Origin of the sequence: Roseococcus thiosulfatophilus, assembly GCF_017311575.1 — a bacterium.
GTDB lineage: Bacteria > Pseudomonadota > Alphaproteobacteria > Acetobacterales > Acetobacteraceae > Roseococcus > Roseococcus thiosulfatophilus.
The window spans coordinates 1-12,157 of the sequence record NZ_JAFFQY010000022.1; the positions used below are offsets into that span (position 1 = coordinate 1).

Here is a 12,157-nt window from a genome sequence, read left to right on the forward strand (position 1 = left end):
ATTTTTTAAAGACTTCGGATGGAATGAAACTAAACGAAGCATTCGAAAACATTATCACAAAAGATCGGCTTGTACTTGGACCGCAATTCATGGAAAGAATACTCAATGATCTGACCCCTCTAGTATTAGAAAAGGCATATGTATTCTGCGTTTCTGAACATGAGATCTCTATGCAAAGTGGCAAACTTTCTATGTGGCGCGCTTACGCGCCACATGATGGCGTTGCCATAGTATTTAAAAGAAATACAATGCTGTCTCTAGAAAAATTACCATCTATCGGATTTTGTCCAGTCTCCTATTTCACGCCTTCGATTTTTTCGAAAAAAACTAGAGAAATTGCCCAAAATGTTTACAAAAATTCGGATTTTTTCAGTTCTCTTACAATTTCGGAATTTTATTCAGCTGCAGTTAATTGCTTTGCGTCCCATCTAATTGGAATGAAAAATCCAGCTTTCAGCGAAGAGCAGGAATGGCGCTTATCGTTATTGGAATTGCACAACGCCCCATTTATTTCGCAAAAAATTGAAATAATAAAAAATATACCTCAAATAATAAAATCAGTTCCGCTTGATATAAATTTGAACTCTCATGCACAATGTTTTAGAATTACTGACTTTGTTGAAGCGGTTTTGATCGGTCCTTCGCTTCATCAAAACGCAATTAGAGACGCCTATATAAAAGTACTACAAGATGCCGGATTTCCGAACGCTGGAGAAATAGTCAAATTGATATTTATTCCATTAAGATTGTAAGCGAATTAAATTTCAGGGATATTATCTACCAATCGCACACTTCCCAACCAAGCCGCCCCCAACACCCGCGCGGCCCCCTCCAACCGGTCCAACTCCGAAAAATCCCCCTCCCGCCGGACCGCCACATAATCCACCCGGTCAAACCCCGCCTCCAGCAGCCGCTTCTCCGCCGCCGCGCAGGCCTCGCCGGCCGTCTCGCCCGCGCGCAGCCGCTCCGCCGCGAAGACCAGCGCCGCATGCAGCGCCACCGCCTTCGCCCGCGCGCCCGCATCCAGGTAGGCGTTGCGCGAGGACAGGGCCAAGCCATCCGCCGCGCGCACGGTGGGGACGGTCACGATCTCGATGGGCAGCGCCAGATCCGCCACCACGCGACGGATCACCATCACCTGCTGCCAGTCCTTCTCGCCGAAGACGCCCACATCCGCCCGCGTCAGGCCGAACAGCCGGGTGCAGACCAGCGCCACGCCGCCGAACATCTGCGGCCGGTGCGTGCCCTCCAGCCCCAGCGCCGGGCCATCCATAGAAATGCGCGTGGCGAAGCCGGGCGGGTAGACCACCTCCACCGGCGGCGCGAAGAGCAGGTCGCAGCCGGCGGCCTCCAGCTTCGCGATGTCCCCCGCCTCGTCGCGCGGATAGCGGCCGAGGTCCTCATGCGGCGCGAATTGCGTCGGGTTGACGAAGATGGTCGCCACCACGCGCGGCGCCAGTTCCCGCGCGCGCGCCACCAGGGCCAGGTGCCCCTCGTGCAGGTAGCCCATGGTGGGCACCACGGCCACGCGCTGCCCCGCGGCCCGCCATTCCCCCACGGCGGCGGCCAGCGCCGCCGCGTCCCGCACCACCTTCATGGCGTCCTCCCAACCTCGTTCATGGGGGGCGGCTTGCGCCGCCCCGGTAGGCTCAGACCGTCAGCGACATGCCGATGGGCGGCGTGGCGTCCTCGGGCAGCGGGCAGTGATAGACGCCGCCCGTCTTGGCGTGGTGCTCGGCCTTGGCGGCGGCGATGATCTCGGGGCGCTTCAGCGCGTCCACCGCCGTGCCGGCCATCACCTTGGCCACATGCACCATGCCCTTGTGCGCGTGGGGCAGCTTGCCCTGCGCCGTCGCCTGCCAGGAATGCAGCGCGGTGCCGATGGCGTGGGTGGCGCCGCGCGCCTGCACGGTCGGCACCTTCCAGGACACATCGCCCACATCCGTGCTGCCCACCATGGGCGCGCGCGGGCTGTCCAGCGGCACGATGCGGTCCGCCAGCGGGGATTCGGTGCGCGGCATGCCCACCTTCTTGTAGGCGCTCTCGATGTCCTCTTCGCTCAGCGTCGCCTGGAATTCCGCGGCGCGCTTCATGTCCTCGGCGTCGAAGGGGGGCGGGCCGAGGCGGTCCAGGCTGTCCTGCATCAGCCGCTCCAGCGGCGTGTTGCCCAGCAGGTTGGACACGGCGGAAATCACCTGCGTCTCCACCCGCGTCTCGGTCATCAGCGCGGCCCCGTCGGCGATCTTGCGGACGCGCGTGACCAGGCGGTTCAGGCTCTGCACATCGGCGGCGCGGATCAGGTAGCGCACCTTCGCCTTGGCCTGCACCACGTTGGGCGCCACGCCGCCGGCGTCGAGATAGGCGTAGTGGATGCGGCTTTCGGAGGGGATGTGCTCGCGCAGGTAGTTCACGCCCACGCTCATCAGCTCCACCGCGTCGAGGGCGGAGCGGCCGAGGTGCGGCGCGGCGGCGGCGTGGCTGGCGCGGCCATGGAAGGTGAAGTCAATGCGCGTGTTGGCCAGCGAGATGGGCTCGTTCACCCCCGCGAAGGCCGAGGGGTGCCAGGAGATGGCGATGTCCACATCGTCGAACAGGCCGGCGCGGGCCATGAAGCCCTTGGCGGCGCCGCCCTCCTCGGCCGGGCAGCCATAGTAGCGCACGCGGCCCTTGATGCCGTTGGCGGCGAGATAATCCTTCACGGCGGTGGCGGCGAGCAGGCTGGCCGCGCCCAGCAGGTTGTGGCCGCAGGCATGGCCGTTGCCGTCGCCGGGCACGGGGGTGTGCTTGGCGACGCCGGCCTCGTTGGAGAGGCCCGGCAGCGCGTCGAACTCGCCCAGGATGGCGATGACGGGGCCTTCCTCGCCCGCCTCGCCCATCATGGCGGTGGGGATGCCGGCCAGGTTTTCCGTCACGCGGAAGCCCTCGGCGTTGAGGTAGGCGGTGTGTTCGGCGGCGGAGCGGTGCTCGTTGTAGGCCAGCTCGGGCATGCCCCAGACGCGGTCCGACAGCTCGATGGCGGGGCCCGCCTTCTCATCCACATGGCGCCAGACGGGTTCGCTGTTCTGCATCGGTCAAATTCCTGAGACGGGTGGTAGAGTGGCCTGGAAGGCGGGACGGCGTGCCGCCGCCTCGAACCAGGGCGCGAGGGAAGGGTTCGCCGCGCGCCAGTTCCAGACGGTGTGACGGCGTTCGCCATAGCCCAAAGCGGACGCAAGGGCGATGCCCTCGACGCTGCCGGTGTCGTGCGCGGCGGGGTCGAGGCTGGCCAGGATGCGGTCGGCCCGCGCGGCTTCCAGCGCGATGACGCCGGGGGCGCGTTCGGTCGGGACGCGGCGCAGTTCGCGGTTCCACACCGCGATGCCGTCCAGCATGCCCATGACGCGGCCGAGGCGGGCCATGCCCGCATTGTCGCGCGGCAGCCAGCCCTGGTGGGCCAGGATCAGCAGGGTTTCCGACAGCAGCGTGCCGTCGGCCAGCAGCAGCGAGGGCACGCGGCCCACCGGGTTGTGCGGCAGCAGGGCGGAGGCGGGGTCGCGCAGCGTCACTTCCTGTTCGGTCAGCGCCGGCCCGCGCTCCCGCCACAGCATGCGGAGGATGCGGGCGTAGGGGCTGCCCGGGTGGAAGAAGAGGGTCATGGACGCAGCGAGGCGATATAGGCCACCAGCGCGTCCAGCTCGGCGCGCGTGAGGTTGTGGTCGGGCATGTTGGCGTGGGGCTGGCTGAGGAAGGCGCGCAGGGCGGCGTCGGTGGTGCCGCGGCGCGCCACGGCGGGCAGGGAGGGCGCGGCATCGCCCATGGGGGGAAGCTGGCCGGGCGCGATGGCGTGGCAATTGGCGCACCATTGCTGGGCGATCCGCGCCCCTTCCTCCGCCAGCGGCGCGGGCTGGGCCAGGGCGGGCATGGCCATGGCGGCGAGCGCCACGGCGAAGGGGGCGCAGATCAGTGTGGCCCGGCGCATCGTTCTCTCCCTTGCGAGGGGCGAAGGGTGGACCCGAGGCCCGCCGCCGGGCAAGCCCAGGCGGGACGGATCGCGCCCTATCGGCGCAGGCTGTCCCTGATGTCGCGTGACCAGCGGCGCAGCGTGGGCGCCAGCCAGCCGAAGCTGGCGACATGGCGCAGCGGCGTGACCATGTTGAAGCCGGCGCGGATGCGCGTGGCGAGGCCAGGGTCGGGCGCCGGCGTCGCCTCGCCCCGCGCATAGACCGCGGTGGTGCCGTCCCGCGGGAAGCGGGGGTCCGGCACCAGGCCGGCGCGGGCGGCCAGCAGGTCCAGCGTCTGCGGCACGAAGCCATGGACATGGGCGAAGTGCAGCCGATCGAAGGCGGGGCGGCGGCTGGGGCCCATGTCGGGCACCGAGAGATAGACGACGCCGTCCGGCTTCAGCGCCGCCACCAGTTCGCGCAGCACGGAAAGCGGGTCGCGCAGGTGCTCGAAGACATGGTGCGCGGTGATGGCGTCGAAGGGGCCGGCATCGGGCGGAAGGCGGGGATGGACCACGGCGCCCTGGCCGCGGGCATGGGTGGAATAGGCCTCGCCGGGCTCCACGCCTTCCATGCGCCAGCCGGCGCGCGCCCCCGCCTCCAGGAACTCGCCCGAGCCCGAGCCATAGTCCAGCACATGGGCGCCCGGCGGCAGGCCCAGCAGGGCCACGCGGCGGGCGGCCTCGGCGCGGGTGCGGGCCAGGTGGCGGCGCGGTGGCTTCGTGCCCACCAACTGGTAGTCGGCGCGGTAATGGTGGCGGTAGTAGTCGGCCAGCTCGGCCTCGGTGGGCATGGGGTCCGTGCGAAGCAACCCGCAGCCCGCGCAGATGACGGTGGTGAGGCGCTTCAGCCGCCGGTCATGCGCCGAAAGGGGCAGGGTGTCACGGGCGCCGCACAGGCTGCATGCCTCGGCGCGGCCCTGATAGGCATAGGGGGTGAAGGGGACGAATCCGGCGGCGAGGCGCGCGAGGGAGGCCATGCGCGCTGATACCGAACTTGCGGTTGCACGCAAAGTGGCTCTTGATGATAATGCCTCGCAATATCATAATGAAGAAATGGTCATCCCCCGCCGCGCGGCCCTGGGCGCCGCCCTCCTCCTCCCTCTGGCCGCGCCCGCGCTGGCGCAGGGCCGCCCCATGCGCCTCATCGTCGCCTCGGCGGCGGGGGCCAATGCGGATGTCGTCGCCCGCCTGCTCGCCGCAGAGGCCGAGGGCGTGCTCGAACGCCGCATCCTGGTGGAGAACATGCCCGCCGCCTCGGGCATGCGCGCCGTGGAAGCGGTGGCCAACGCCGCGCCCGATGGCGAGACGCTGCTGTTCGGCACCGCCTCGCAACTCGTGATGAACCTGGCGCTGTTCCCCAACCCTCCGGTGGACGTCGCCACCGCCATCCGCGGCATCGCCATGGTGAACCGAGTGCCCATGGTGCTGTGCGTCTCGGGCACCGACCCGGCGCGGAACCTGCCCGAATTGCTGGGCAGGCTGCGCCAGGGGGGCCCCGTGCAATATGGCTCCGGCCCCATCGGCACCACCACGCACATCGTGGGCGCGCGCTTCGTGGAGCAGGCGGGGCTGGCGCGGGGGGACCTGGTGCACGCGCCCTACCCCTCCAGCGCCCACGCCCTGACGGACCTGATGGCCGGGCGGCTCACCTTCATGTTCGACGCGGCGCTGACCGCCCTGCCCCATCACCGCGCCGGGCGCATCCGCATCCTGGGCGTCGCGGCCGAGACGCGGCTGCCCGCGGCGCCCGACCTGCCCACGATGATCGAGGCCGGGATGGACGGCTTCACCGGCAGCACCTGGAACAGCATCGCGGGGCCGGCCGCTTTGCCCGCGCCGCGGCTGGCAGCGCTGGCCGAGGGGTTCAACGCGGCGCTCGCCCGCCCCGGCCTGCGCCAGCGTCTGGCCGAGATGGGCAGCGAGTTGCCCGATGGCCCGCCCAGCCCCGAGCAGGTGGACGCCTTCTACGCGCGCGAGCGCGAGACCTGGCTGCCCCTGCTGCGCGCCACGCCAATGAGCAACTAATCGAGCCGCAAGGCCGCCCGCATCTCGATCGCGCCGGCCGGGTCCAGCTGGAAGGCCAGGCGCTGCGCCGCCAGTCGCGCCACGCGCAGCGTCAGGGCCTTGCGGCGCGCGGCCGGCAGGGGGGCGCAGGCGCCATCGCGCAGCAGCGCGGCCTCGCGGTCATCGGTGAGCAGCAGGCCGACCTCGGGCGGGATCAGCTCCTGCGGGAAGTCGGCGTCCACGGCGAAGAGGAAGGCATCGGCCCAGGCGCAGCAATCCTGCCATTTCGCATCCGTCAGGTAGTCCCGCGCGCAGGACTTCACCTCCAGGATGACGATGCCGCCATCGGGGCGCAGGGCCAGCACATCGGCGCGGCGGCCATCGGGCAGCGGCACCTCCGTCACCGGCGCCCAGCCCTGGGCCAGGCAGAAGCGGGTGGCGGCGCGCGTCACGCGCAGCGTGCGCTGGGGGGCCTCGATCAGCACAGCGCGTCTATGCTCCGCGCCAGCTTCACGTCCCGCGCGGACAGCCCGCCTGCGTCATGGGTGGTCAGCGTGATCTCGACCCGGTTGTAGACGTTGGACCATTCCGGGTGGTGGTCCTGCGCCTCGGCCAGCAGGGCCACGCGGGCCATGAAGCCCCAGGCCGCGCTGAAGTCGCGGAAGCGGAAGCTGCGCGTCAGGGCATCGCGCCCCTCCACCAGGCGCCATTCGGGCAGTTCGGTGGCCAGCGCGGCACGCGCCGCGGCATCGAGCTTCTCGACCATGCATCCCTTCCTGTGCCAAAGCGGGCGCATGCGCCCCACCACGCCCCCGACGACCGAGGACATCCTGGAGATGGCGGAGGATGCGCTCTCCGCCATCCCGGCGCCCCTGCGCGACATGGTGCGCGGCACCGCCATTGTGGTCGAGGAGGTGGCGGATGACGAGACCATCGCCGACATGGACCTCGACAGCCCCTGGGAGCTGACGGGCCTGTATCGCGGCGTGCCGCTGACCCAGAAATCGAGCCTGGACACCCCGCGCGAGCCGGACACCATCTTCCTTTACCGCGAACCCATCCTGCTGGAATGGATCGAGACGGGGGAGGACCTCTTCGCCCTGGTCCGCAACGTGCTGATCCATGAGATCGGGCATCATTTCGGCCTGTCGGATGAGGATATCGAGAGGCTGGAGGGCGAGGAGTAGCGTCCCTTCGCGATCGGGATATCGTGGCGTTTCCTCGAAGGGAACCGACCGCCATGCGCCGCCTGATCCTGGCCGCTTTTCTGTCGCTGGCGGTCCCCGCCGCCGTGCTTCCCTTGGCGGCTGCCGCCGCGGGGGAACCCGCCCGCGCCACCCGCCAGATGGCCGCCACCGCCAGCCCGCACGCCACGGCGGCGGCGCTGGCCATGCTGCGCGCCGGCGGCTCCGCGGTGGATGCGGCGATCGCGGCCCAGGCGGCGCTCTCGGTGGTGGAGCCCCATGCCAGCGGGCTGCTCGGCGGCGCCTTCGTCATGGTCTGGGACCAGGCGGCGGGTCGGCTGCGCTATTACGAGGGCATCGCCAGCGCACCGGCCGCCAGCGCGGACCGGCTGGTCGCGGGCGGCATCGGCCCGGCCACGGCCGCACGCTCCGGCCGCGCGGTGGCGGTGCCGGGTGCCGTGGCGGCGCTGGCCATGGCCCATGCGGCGCATGGCCGCCTGCCCTGGGCGGATCTGTTCGCCCCGGCCATCGAGTTGGCGGAGGGCGGCTTCCCGCTGCCGCCCTATCTGCACCAAGTCCTGCGCAACCGGGCGGCGGAGCTGGCCCGCGTGCCGGCGATCCGCGCGCTGTATTTCGACGCGGAGGGCCAGCCGCTGCCCGCCGGCGCGCCCTTCCGCAATCCGGAGCAGGCGCGGGCGCTGCGGCTGCTGGCCAGCGAAGGCCCCGCCACGCTCCATGGCGGCACGCTGGGCCGGGCGGTGGTCGAGGCCGTGCAGGCCCATGCCGTGCCGGGCTGGATGACCCTGGAGGACCTGGCTTCCTATCGCGCCGTGGAGCGGGAGCCGCTTTGCGCCGAGGCCTTCGCGCGGCGCATCTGCACGGCCTCGGCCCCTTCCTCCGGCGGCATCGCCGTGTTGCAGACACTGGCCGTGGCGGAGCGGCTGGGGATGGCGCGGGCGGAGCGGGACAGCGCCGCCGCCGCGCATATCTTCGTCGAGGCCAGCCGGATGGCGGCCGCCGACCGGCGCCGCTGGATGGGTGACCCGGACCGGGTGGCGGTGCCGCAGGCGGGCCTCCTGGCGCGCGACTACCTGGACGCGCGCGCCGCCCTGGCCAGTCCGGCGCGGGCGATGGAGAATGTGGCGCCCGGCACGCCGGCCGAACGCCACGGCGCCCTGCCCGCGCCCGGCGACCCCCGGGCCGAGGCGGCGACGACGCATCTCTCCATCATGGACGCCGCCGGCAACGCGGTGGCCTTCACCACCACCAACAACCTGAATTTCGGCGCCGAATTGCTGGCCATGGGCATCACCCTGAACAATGGCATGACCAATTTCGCCGCCAATCCGGGCACGGCGGAAGCGCCGGCGCAGAACCGCATGGCGCCCGGCAGGCGGCCCGTCACCACCATGGCGCCGACCCTGGTGTTCGGGGCGGATGGGCGGCCCGAACTCGTGCTGGGGGCGGGCGGCGGTTCACGCATTCCGGATGCGGTGGCGGCCGCGGTGATCGAGGTGCTGGTCTTCGGCGGCGACGCGCAACGCGCCACGGCCCGCCCGCGCCTCGGCGCGCAGAACCAGGCGGTGGAGCTGGAACAGGGCACCCCGGCGGCGGAGCTGGCGCCGGCCCTACAGGCGCTGGGCCATGCGCCGCGGGTGGTGGTGATGAACACCGGGCTGCAGGTGCTGCGCCGGCTGCCCGACGGCACGCTGGAAGGGGCGGCCGATCCGCGCCGGGACGGGACGGCGGCGGGCGACTGAACCGGTCAGCCCGCCAGGAACTCCATCATCACGGGGTTGAAGGCGTCGGGGTCTTCCACCGTGCAGGCATGGGCGCCGTGGTCGGTCAGCCAGAGCGTCGCGTTGGGCAGGCCGGCGGCCAGGGCTTCGGAGGCGGTCCAGGGCACCAGCAGATCATCCTTGGCGGCGGCGACCAGGGTAGGGGCGGTGATGCGCGGCAAATCCGCCCTGGCGTCGAAGGCGCGCAGCGCCGCGATGCGCTTCTTCAGCGTGTCCTCGCCCTGGAAGCTTTCCGTGCCATGGGCGATCTCGGCCAGGATCTTCTCGTGATGCGCCGAGGCATAGGCCGCGCTGTGCAGGAAGAGCGGCTGCGCGGCTACATAGGCGGCCGGCCCCTGGGCAGCCAGGATGCCCAGCCGCACGTCGAAGCAGCGCGCGGTGTGGCGGTCCGCCTTGGCCCAGGCGTTCACCAGCACGAGCTTGCCCACGCGCTCCGGCACGCGGCGGGCCATTTCCAGCCCGACCAGCCCGCCCAGCGCATGGCCCAGGATGTGGGCGCAGGCGATGCCGGCCTCATCCAGGATGTCCGCCACGTCGCGCGCCATGTGGGCGATGCTGTAGTTCGCGGGCAGCGCCTCGCGGTTCGCGCCGGTGCCGCGATGGTCGTAGTGCAGCACGCGGAAGCGCTGTTCCAGCGCGGGCACCTGCGGCGCCCAGAAGGCGGCGGCGCCGCCGAGGCCGGCGGAGAGGACCACGACCTCCCCGCCCGCCTGCCCGGTCAGGCGATACTTCATTTGGGCAGGTGCGCGATGGTCGCGATCTCCACCACCGCGCCGGGCTTCACCAGGCCGCACTGGATGCAGTAGCGCGCGGGCTTGTCGCCCGGGAAATACTCCGCATAGACGGCGTTCATCGGCGCGTAGTGTTTCCAGTCGCTCAGGAAGATGTGGTTGAAGGCGACATCGGCCATGCTGCCGCCCGCCGTCTCGAGCACGGATTTGATGGTCTCCAGCACGTGCCGCGTCTGGGCCGTGGCGTCGTCGGGCGCGACCACATCGTTGTTCTTGTCGAGCGCCAGCGTGCCCGAGACGTAGACCACGCCATCGGCGGTGGCGCCGGGGGAATAGGGGGCGAGCGGCTTGCCGGAACCGGCGGGGATGATGGGGGTGAAGGGCATTGAGCTATTCCTCGCGTTGTCCGATGGCGCCGCAGAAATCCGCGACGGTGGAGACCCATCCGAAGAAGGTCTCGATATTGTAGAGCGCGGCCTTCTGCGCGAAGTCCGGGCCGGCCGCGTGGGTCGCATCCTCCAGCACGATGCCGAAGTATTCCAGGTGGAAGGCATCCCGCAGCGAGGATTCCACGCAGACATTGGTGGCGATGCCGGTGAAGACGATGTTGCGGATGCCGCGCGCGCGCAGCAGGCTGTCGATGTTGGTGTTGAAGAAGCCGGAATAGCGCGTCTTGGGCACCACGATGTCGCCGGGCTGGGGCGCCAGGGCCTCCACCAGCGCGTAGTCCCAGCCGCCCTTGGCCAGCAGCTTGCCCTGGAGTTCGGGTTTCTTGCGCATGGTCTTCAGCGCGTTGGACTTGTGCCAGTTGGGCGAGCCGGGGCCGCCGGCCTCGGTGTATTCGGGGTCCCAGCCATTCTGGAAATAGAGCACGGGCATGCCGGCCTTGCGCGCGGCGTCGGCCGCGGTGGCGATGCGGGAGATGCAGGCGGCCGCCCCCGAAATGTCGAAGCCCGCGATGTCCAGATAGCCGCCCGGCGAGGCATAGGCGTTCTGCATGTCCACGATGATGAGCGCCGTCTCGGCCGGGTTCAGCCGGATGGGCTCGGGGCGGGCGGGCAAGATGAAGGGGCTGCGCGCGGGGGTTTCGGGGGCGTAGCCGGCGGGTGAATCAGTCATCACGCGGCCTCCTTCACGATGTGCTGGCGGCAGCGCATCAGCGGCTGGATGCGCGTGCCGAAATCCTCGACCCCCTTCACGAAGTCGTCGAAGGTGAGCAGCACGCCGCCCGTTCCCGGCACCTCCGCCACCTCGTCCAGCATTCGCGCCACGGAGGCATAGCTGCCGATGAAGGTGGACATGTTGATGTTCACGGCACTCGTGGCATCGGCGAGTTGGCGCACATTCGTATCGGCGTTGGGGCGGGCGTCGGCGGCGGCCTGGCCCTGCATCCAGCGGATGGCCTCGTGGTCGGCGCCGGACTTGATGTGCTCCCAGCGCGCCCAGGCCTCCTCATCCGTCTCGGCGGCGATGACCATGGAGAGGACGAAGGTCTCGACCTTGCGGCCCGTCTCGGCGGCGAAGTCCTGCATGCGCGCGGCCACGGGCGCGAAGGCGGTCGGGCTGTTGATGCCCTTGCCCAGGCAGAAGCTGTAGTCCGCATGCTTCGCCGTGAAGCGCAGCCCCTCGGTGGAGGAACCGGCGCAGATCATCTTGATGGGCGCGGAGGGGCGGGGCGAAAGGACGCATTTGTCCATGGTGAAGAAATCGCCCTTGAGGTCGCTTTCACCCTTTTCCCACAGCTCGCGCAGGATGGTGGCGTATTCGTCCAGCATCTCGTAGCGGCGGGAGAAGTGGCTCTCGCCCGGCCAGAGGCCCATCTGGTCATACTCGGCCTTCTGCCAGCCGGTGACGAGGTTCAGCCCGAAGCGCCCGCCTGAGATGCTGTCGATGGTGACCGACATGCGCGCCGCGATGGCGGGCGGGATGGTCAGCGTGGCGACGGATGCGAAGAGCTTGATGCGCGTCGTGACGGCGGCGAGGCCCGCCATCAGCGTGAAGCTCTCGAGGCCGTGGTCCCAGAACTGCGTCTTCCCGCCGAAGCCGTGCAGCTTGATCATGGACAGCACGAAGTCCAGCCCATGCCGTTCCGCCGCCAGGGTGATGTCGCGGTTGAGATCGAAGCTCGGCATGTATTGCGGTGCCGTTTCGGACAGCAGCCAGCCATTGTTGTTGATGGGGATGAACACGCCGACCTGCATGGGCACCAACTCCTCTCCCGGACACCGGCTATGTCGCAGCGCCCGGCGCGGCGTTCCATGGGTGAAGCGCGGCCAGGGCGGCAGCCCGGCGCGATGAACGCCTGATGATGAGGCAGGCCCGCGCGCATCTGCCCGCGGAAGCGGCGAAGCGGCGCGCGTGGGCGCAAGCGGCGTCGCCTTCGCCCTTGCCGCGCCCCGTCCCGCCTCGCCAATTTCCGGGACAGTTGCGCGGCCCCATCACGGGCCGGAGAACAGG

General features: G+C 69.4%; 15 protein-coding genes. 4 read left to right on the forward strand and 11 right to left on the reverse strand.

Annotation, left to right across the window (positions count from 1 at the left end; translation table 11 throughout):
• Nucleotides 1-752, forward strand: a 752-nt coding sequence (locus JTN19_RS09205) for a DUF2971 domain-containing protein (protein WP_206931658.1), incomplete at its 5' end; no start/stop codon positions are given.
• Between the two features lie 5 nt (nt 753-757).
• Here JTN19_RS09205 and panC read toward each other — a convergent pair.
• The 5 genes from panC to JTN19_RS09230 form a co-directional block, all read right to left on the reverse strand.
• The gene (panC, locus tag JTN19_RS09210; RefSeq protein WP_206931662.1) at nt 758-1,597 is read right to left on the reverse strand and encodes a pantoate--beta-alanine ligase; all 840 of its coding nucleotides are present in this window, start codon (nt 1,595-1,597) and stop codon (nt 758-760) included.
• A gap of 52 nt (nt 1,598-1,649) precedes the next feature.
• A complete protein-coding gene (locus tag JTN19_RS09215; RefSeq protein WP_206931663.1) occupies nt 1,650-3,068 on the reverse strand; it encodes a M20 family metallopeptidase in 1,419 nt (472 codons plus the stop codon).
• Nucleotides 3,069-3,071: 3 nt separating this feature from the next.
• A complete protein-coding gene (locus JTN19_RS09220) occupies nt 3,072-3,635 on the reverse strand; it encodes a glutathione S-transferase family protein (protein ID WP_206931664.1) in 564 nt (187 codons plus the stop codon).
• Nucleotides 3,632-3,958, reverse strand: a complete 327-nt coding sequence (locus JTN19_RS09225) for a c-type cytochrome (protein ID WP_206931665.1) — start codon at nt 3,956-3,958, stop codon at nt 3,632-3,634. Before JTN19_RS09225 ends, JTN19_RS09220 begins: the two co-directional genes overlap by 4 nt.
• A 77-nt stretch (nt 3,959-4,035) precedes the next feature.
• The gene (locus JTN19_RS09230) at nt 4,036-4,959 is read right to left on the reverse strand and encodes a class I SAM-dependent methyltransferase (protein ID WP_206931666.1); all 924 of its coding nucleotides are present in this window, start codon (nt 4,957-4,959) and stop codon (nt 4,036-4,038) included.
• A gap of 76 nt (nt 4,960-5,035) precedes the next feature.
• On the opposite strand from JTN19_RS09230, the gene JTN19_RS09235 reads away from it, so the two are divergent.
• The gene (locus JTN19_RS09235) at nt 5,036-6,007 is read left to right on the forward strand and encodes a Bug family tripartite tricarboxylate transporter substrate binding protein (protein ID WP_206931667.1); all 972 of its coding nucleotides are present in this window, start codon (nt 5,036-5,038) and stop codon (nt 6,005-6,007) included.
• Here the strand turns inward: JTN19_RS09235 and JTN19_RS09240 are convergent.
• Both JTN19_RS09240 and JTN19_RS09245 read right to left on the reverse strand, forming a co-directional pair.
• Nucleotides 6,004-6,471 carry an MmcB family DNA repair protein gene (locus JTN19_RS09240; RefSeq protein ID WP_340643300.1) on the reverse strand — a complete coding sequence of 156 codons (468 nt, stop codon included), beginning with the start codon at nt 6,469-6,471 and terminating at the stop codon, nt 6,004-6,006. The genes JTN19_RS09235 and JTN19_RS09240 overlap by 4 nt on opposite strands.
• Nucleotides 6,465-6,752, reverse strand: a complete 288-nt coding sequence (locus tag JTN19_RS09245) for a 4a-hydroxytetrahydrobiopterin dehydratase (protein WP_206931668.1) — start codon at nt 6,750-6,752, stop codon at nt 6,465-6,467. Before JTN19_RS09245 ends, JTN19_RS09240 begins: the two co-directional genes overlap by 7 nt.
• A 28-nt stretch (nt 6,753-6,780) precedes the next feature.
• On the opposite strand from JTN19_RS09245, the gene JTN19_RS09250 reads away from it, so the two are divergent.
• Both JTN19_RS09250 and JTN19_RS09255 read left to right on the forward strand, forming a co-directional pair.
• Nucleotides 6,781-7,173 (forward strand): metallopeptidase family protein, encoded by a 393-nt coding sequence (locus JTN19_RS09250; RefSeq protein WP_206931670.1) that lies wholly within the window; start codon nt 6,781-6,783, stop codon nt 7,171-7,173.
• Between the two features lie 53 nt (nt 7,174-7,226).
• Nucleotides 7,227-8,930 carry a gamma-glutamyltransferase family protein gene (locus JTN19_RS09255; protein WP_206931672.1) on the forward strand — a complete coding sequence of 568 codons (1,704 nt, stop codon included), beginning with the start codon at nt 7,227-7,229 and terminating at the stop codon, nt 8,928-8,930.
• A gap of 5 nt (nt 8,931-8,935) precedes the next feature.
• On the opposite strand, the gene rutD is transcribed toward JTN19_RS09255, so the two are convergent.
• The 4 genes from rutD to rutA are packed head-to-tail and all read right to left on the reverse strand — an operon-like array spanning nt 8,936 to nt 11,901.
• Nucleotides 8,936-9,703 carry a pyrimidine utilization protein D gene (gene rutD, locus JTN19_RS09260; protein WP_206931676.1) on the reverse strand — a complete coding sequence of 256 codons (768 nt, stop codon included), beginning with the start codon at nt 9,701-9,703 and terminating at the stop codon, nt 8,936-8,938.
• Nucleotides 9,700-10,086, reverse strand: a complete 387-nt coding sequence (rutC, locus tag JTN19_RS09265; RefSeq protein WP_206931677.1) for a pyrimidine utilization protein C — start codon at nt 10,084-10,086, stop codon at nt 9,700-9,702. Before rutC ends, rutD begins: the two co-directional genes overlap by 4 nt.
• A 4-nt stretch (nt 10,087-10,090) precedes the next feature.
• Nucleotides 10,091-10,819 (reverse strand): pyrimidine utilization protein B, encoded by a 729-nt coding sequence (rutB, locus tag JTN19_RS09270; RefSeq protein ID WP_206931678.1) that lies wholly within the window; start codon nt 10,817-10,819, stop codon nt 10,091-10,093.
• Nucleotides 10,819-11,901 carry a pyrimidine utilization protein A gene (rutA, locus tag JTN19_RS09275; RefSeq protein WP_206931681.1) on the reverse strand — a complete coding sequence of 361 codons (1,083 nt, stop codon included), beginning with the start codon at nt 11,899-11,901 and terminating at the stop codon, nt 10,819-10,821. The genes rutB and rutA overlap by 1 nt, the downstream gene beginning before the upstream one ends.
• Between the last annotated feature and the right edge of the window lie 256 nt (nt 11,902-12,157).

Coding starts and splice junctions, on each gene's coding strand:
- JTN19_RS09220 (WP_206931664.1), bottom strand. CDS start 3,635: ATGACCCTCTTCTTCCACCCGGGCAGCCCCTACGCCCGCATCCTCCGC.
- rutA (WP_206931681.1), bottom strand. CDS start 11,901: ATGCAGGTCGGCGTGTTCATCCCCATCAACAACAATGGCTGGCTGCTG.
- panC (WP_206931662.1), bottom strand. CDS start 1,597: ATGAAGGTGGTGCGGGACGCGGCGGCGCTGGCCGCCGCCGTGGGGGAA.
- rutC (WP_206931677.1), bottom strand. CDS start 10,086: ATGCCCTTCACCCCCATCATCCCCGCCGGTTCCGGCAAGCCGCTCGCC.
- JTN19_RS09230 (WP_206931666.1), bottom strand. CDS start 4,959: ATGGCCTCCCTCGCGCGCCTCGCCGCCGGATTCGTCCCCTTCACCCCC.
- rutD (WP_206931676.1), bottom strand. CDS start 9,703: ATGAAGTATCGCCTGACCGGGCAGGCGGGCGGGGAGGTCGTGGTCCTC.
- JTN19_RS09215 (WP_206931663.1), bottom strand. CDS start 3,068: ATGCAGAACAGCGAACCCGTCTGGCGCCATGTGGATGAGAAGGCGGGC.
- JTN19_RS09255 (WP_206931672.1), top strand. CDS start 7,227: ATGCGCCGCCTGATCCTGGCCGCTTTTCTGTCGCTGGCGGTCCCCGCC.
- rutB (WP_206931678.1), bottom strand. CDS start 10,819: ATGACTGATTCACCCGCCGGCTACGCCCCCGAAACCCCCGCGCGCAGC.
- JTN19_RS09235 (WP_206931667.1), top strand. CDS start 5,036: ATGGTCATCCCCCGCCGCGCGGCCCTGGGCGCCGCCCTCCTCCTCCCT.
- JTN19_RS09250 (WP_206931670.1), top strand. CDS start 6,781: ATGCGCCCCACCACGCCCCCGACGACCGAGGACATCCTGGAGATGGCG.
- JTN19_RS09245 (WP_206931668.1), bottom strand. CDS start 6,752: ATGGTCGAGAAGCTCGATGCCGCGGCGCGTGCCGCGCTGGCCACCGAA.
- JTN19_RS09225 (WP_206931665.1), bottom strand. CDS start 3,958: ATGCGCCGGGCCACACTGATCTGCGCCCCCTTCGCCGTGGCGCTCGCC.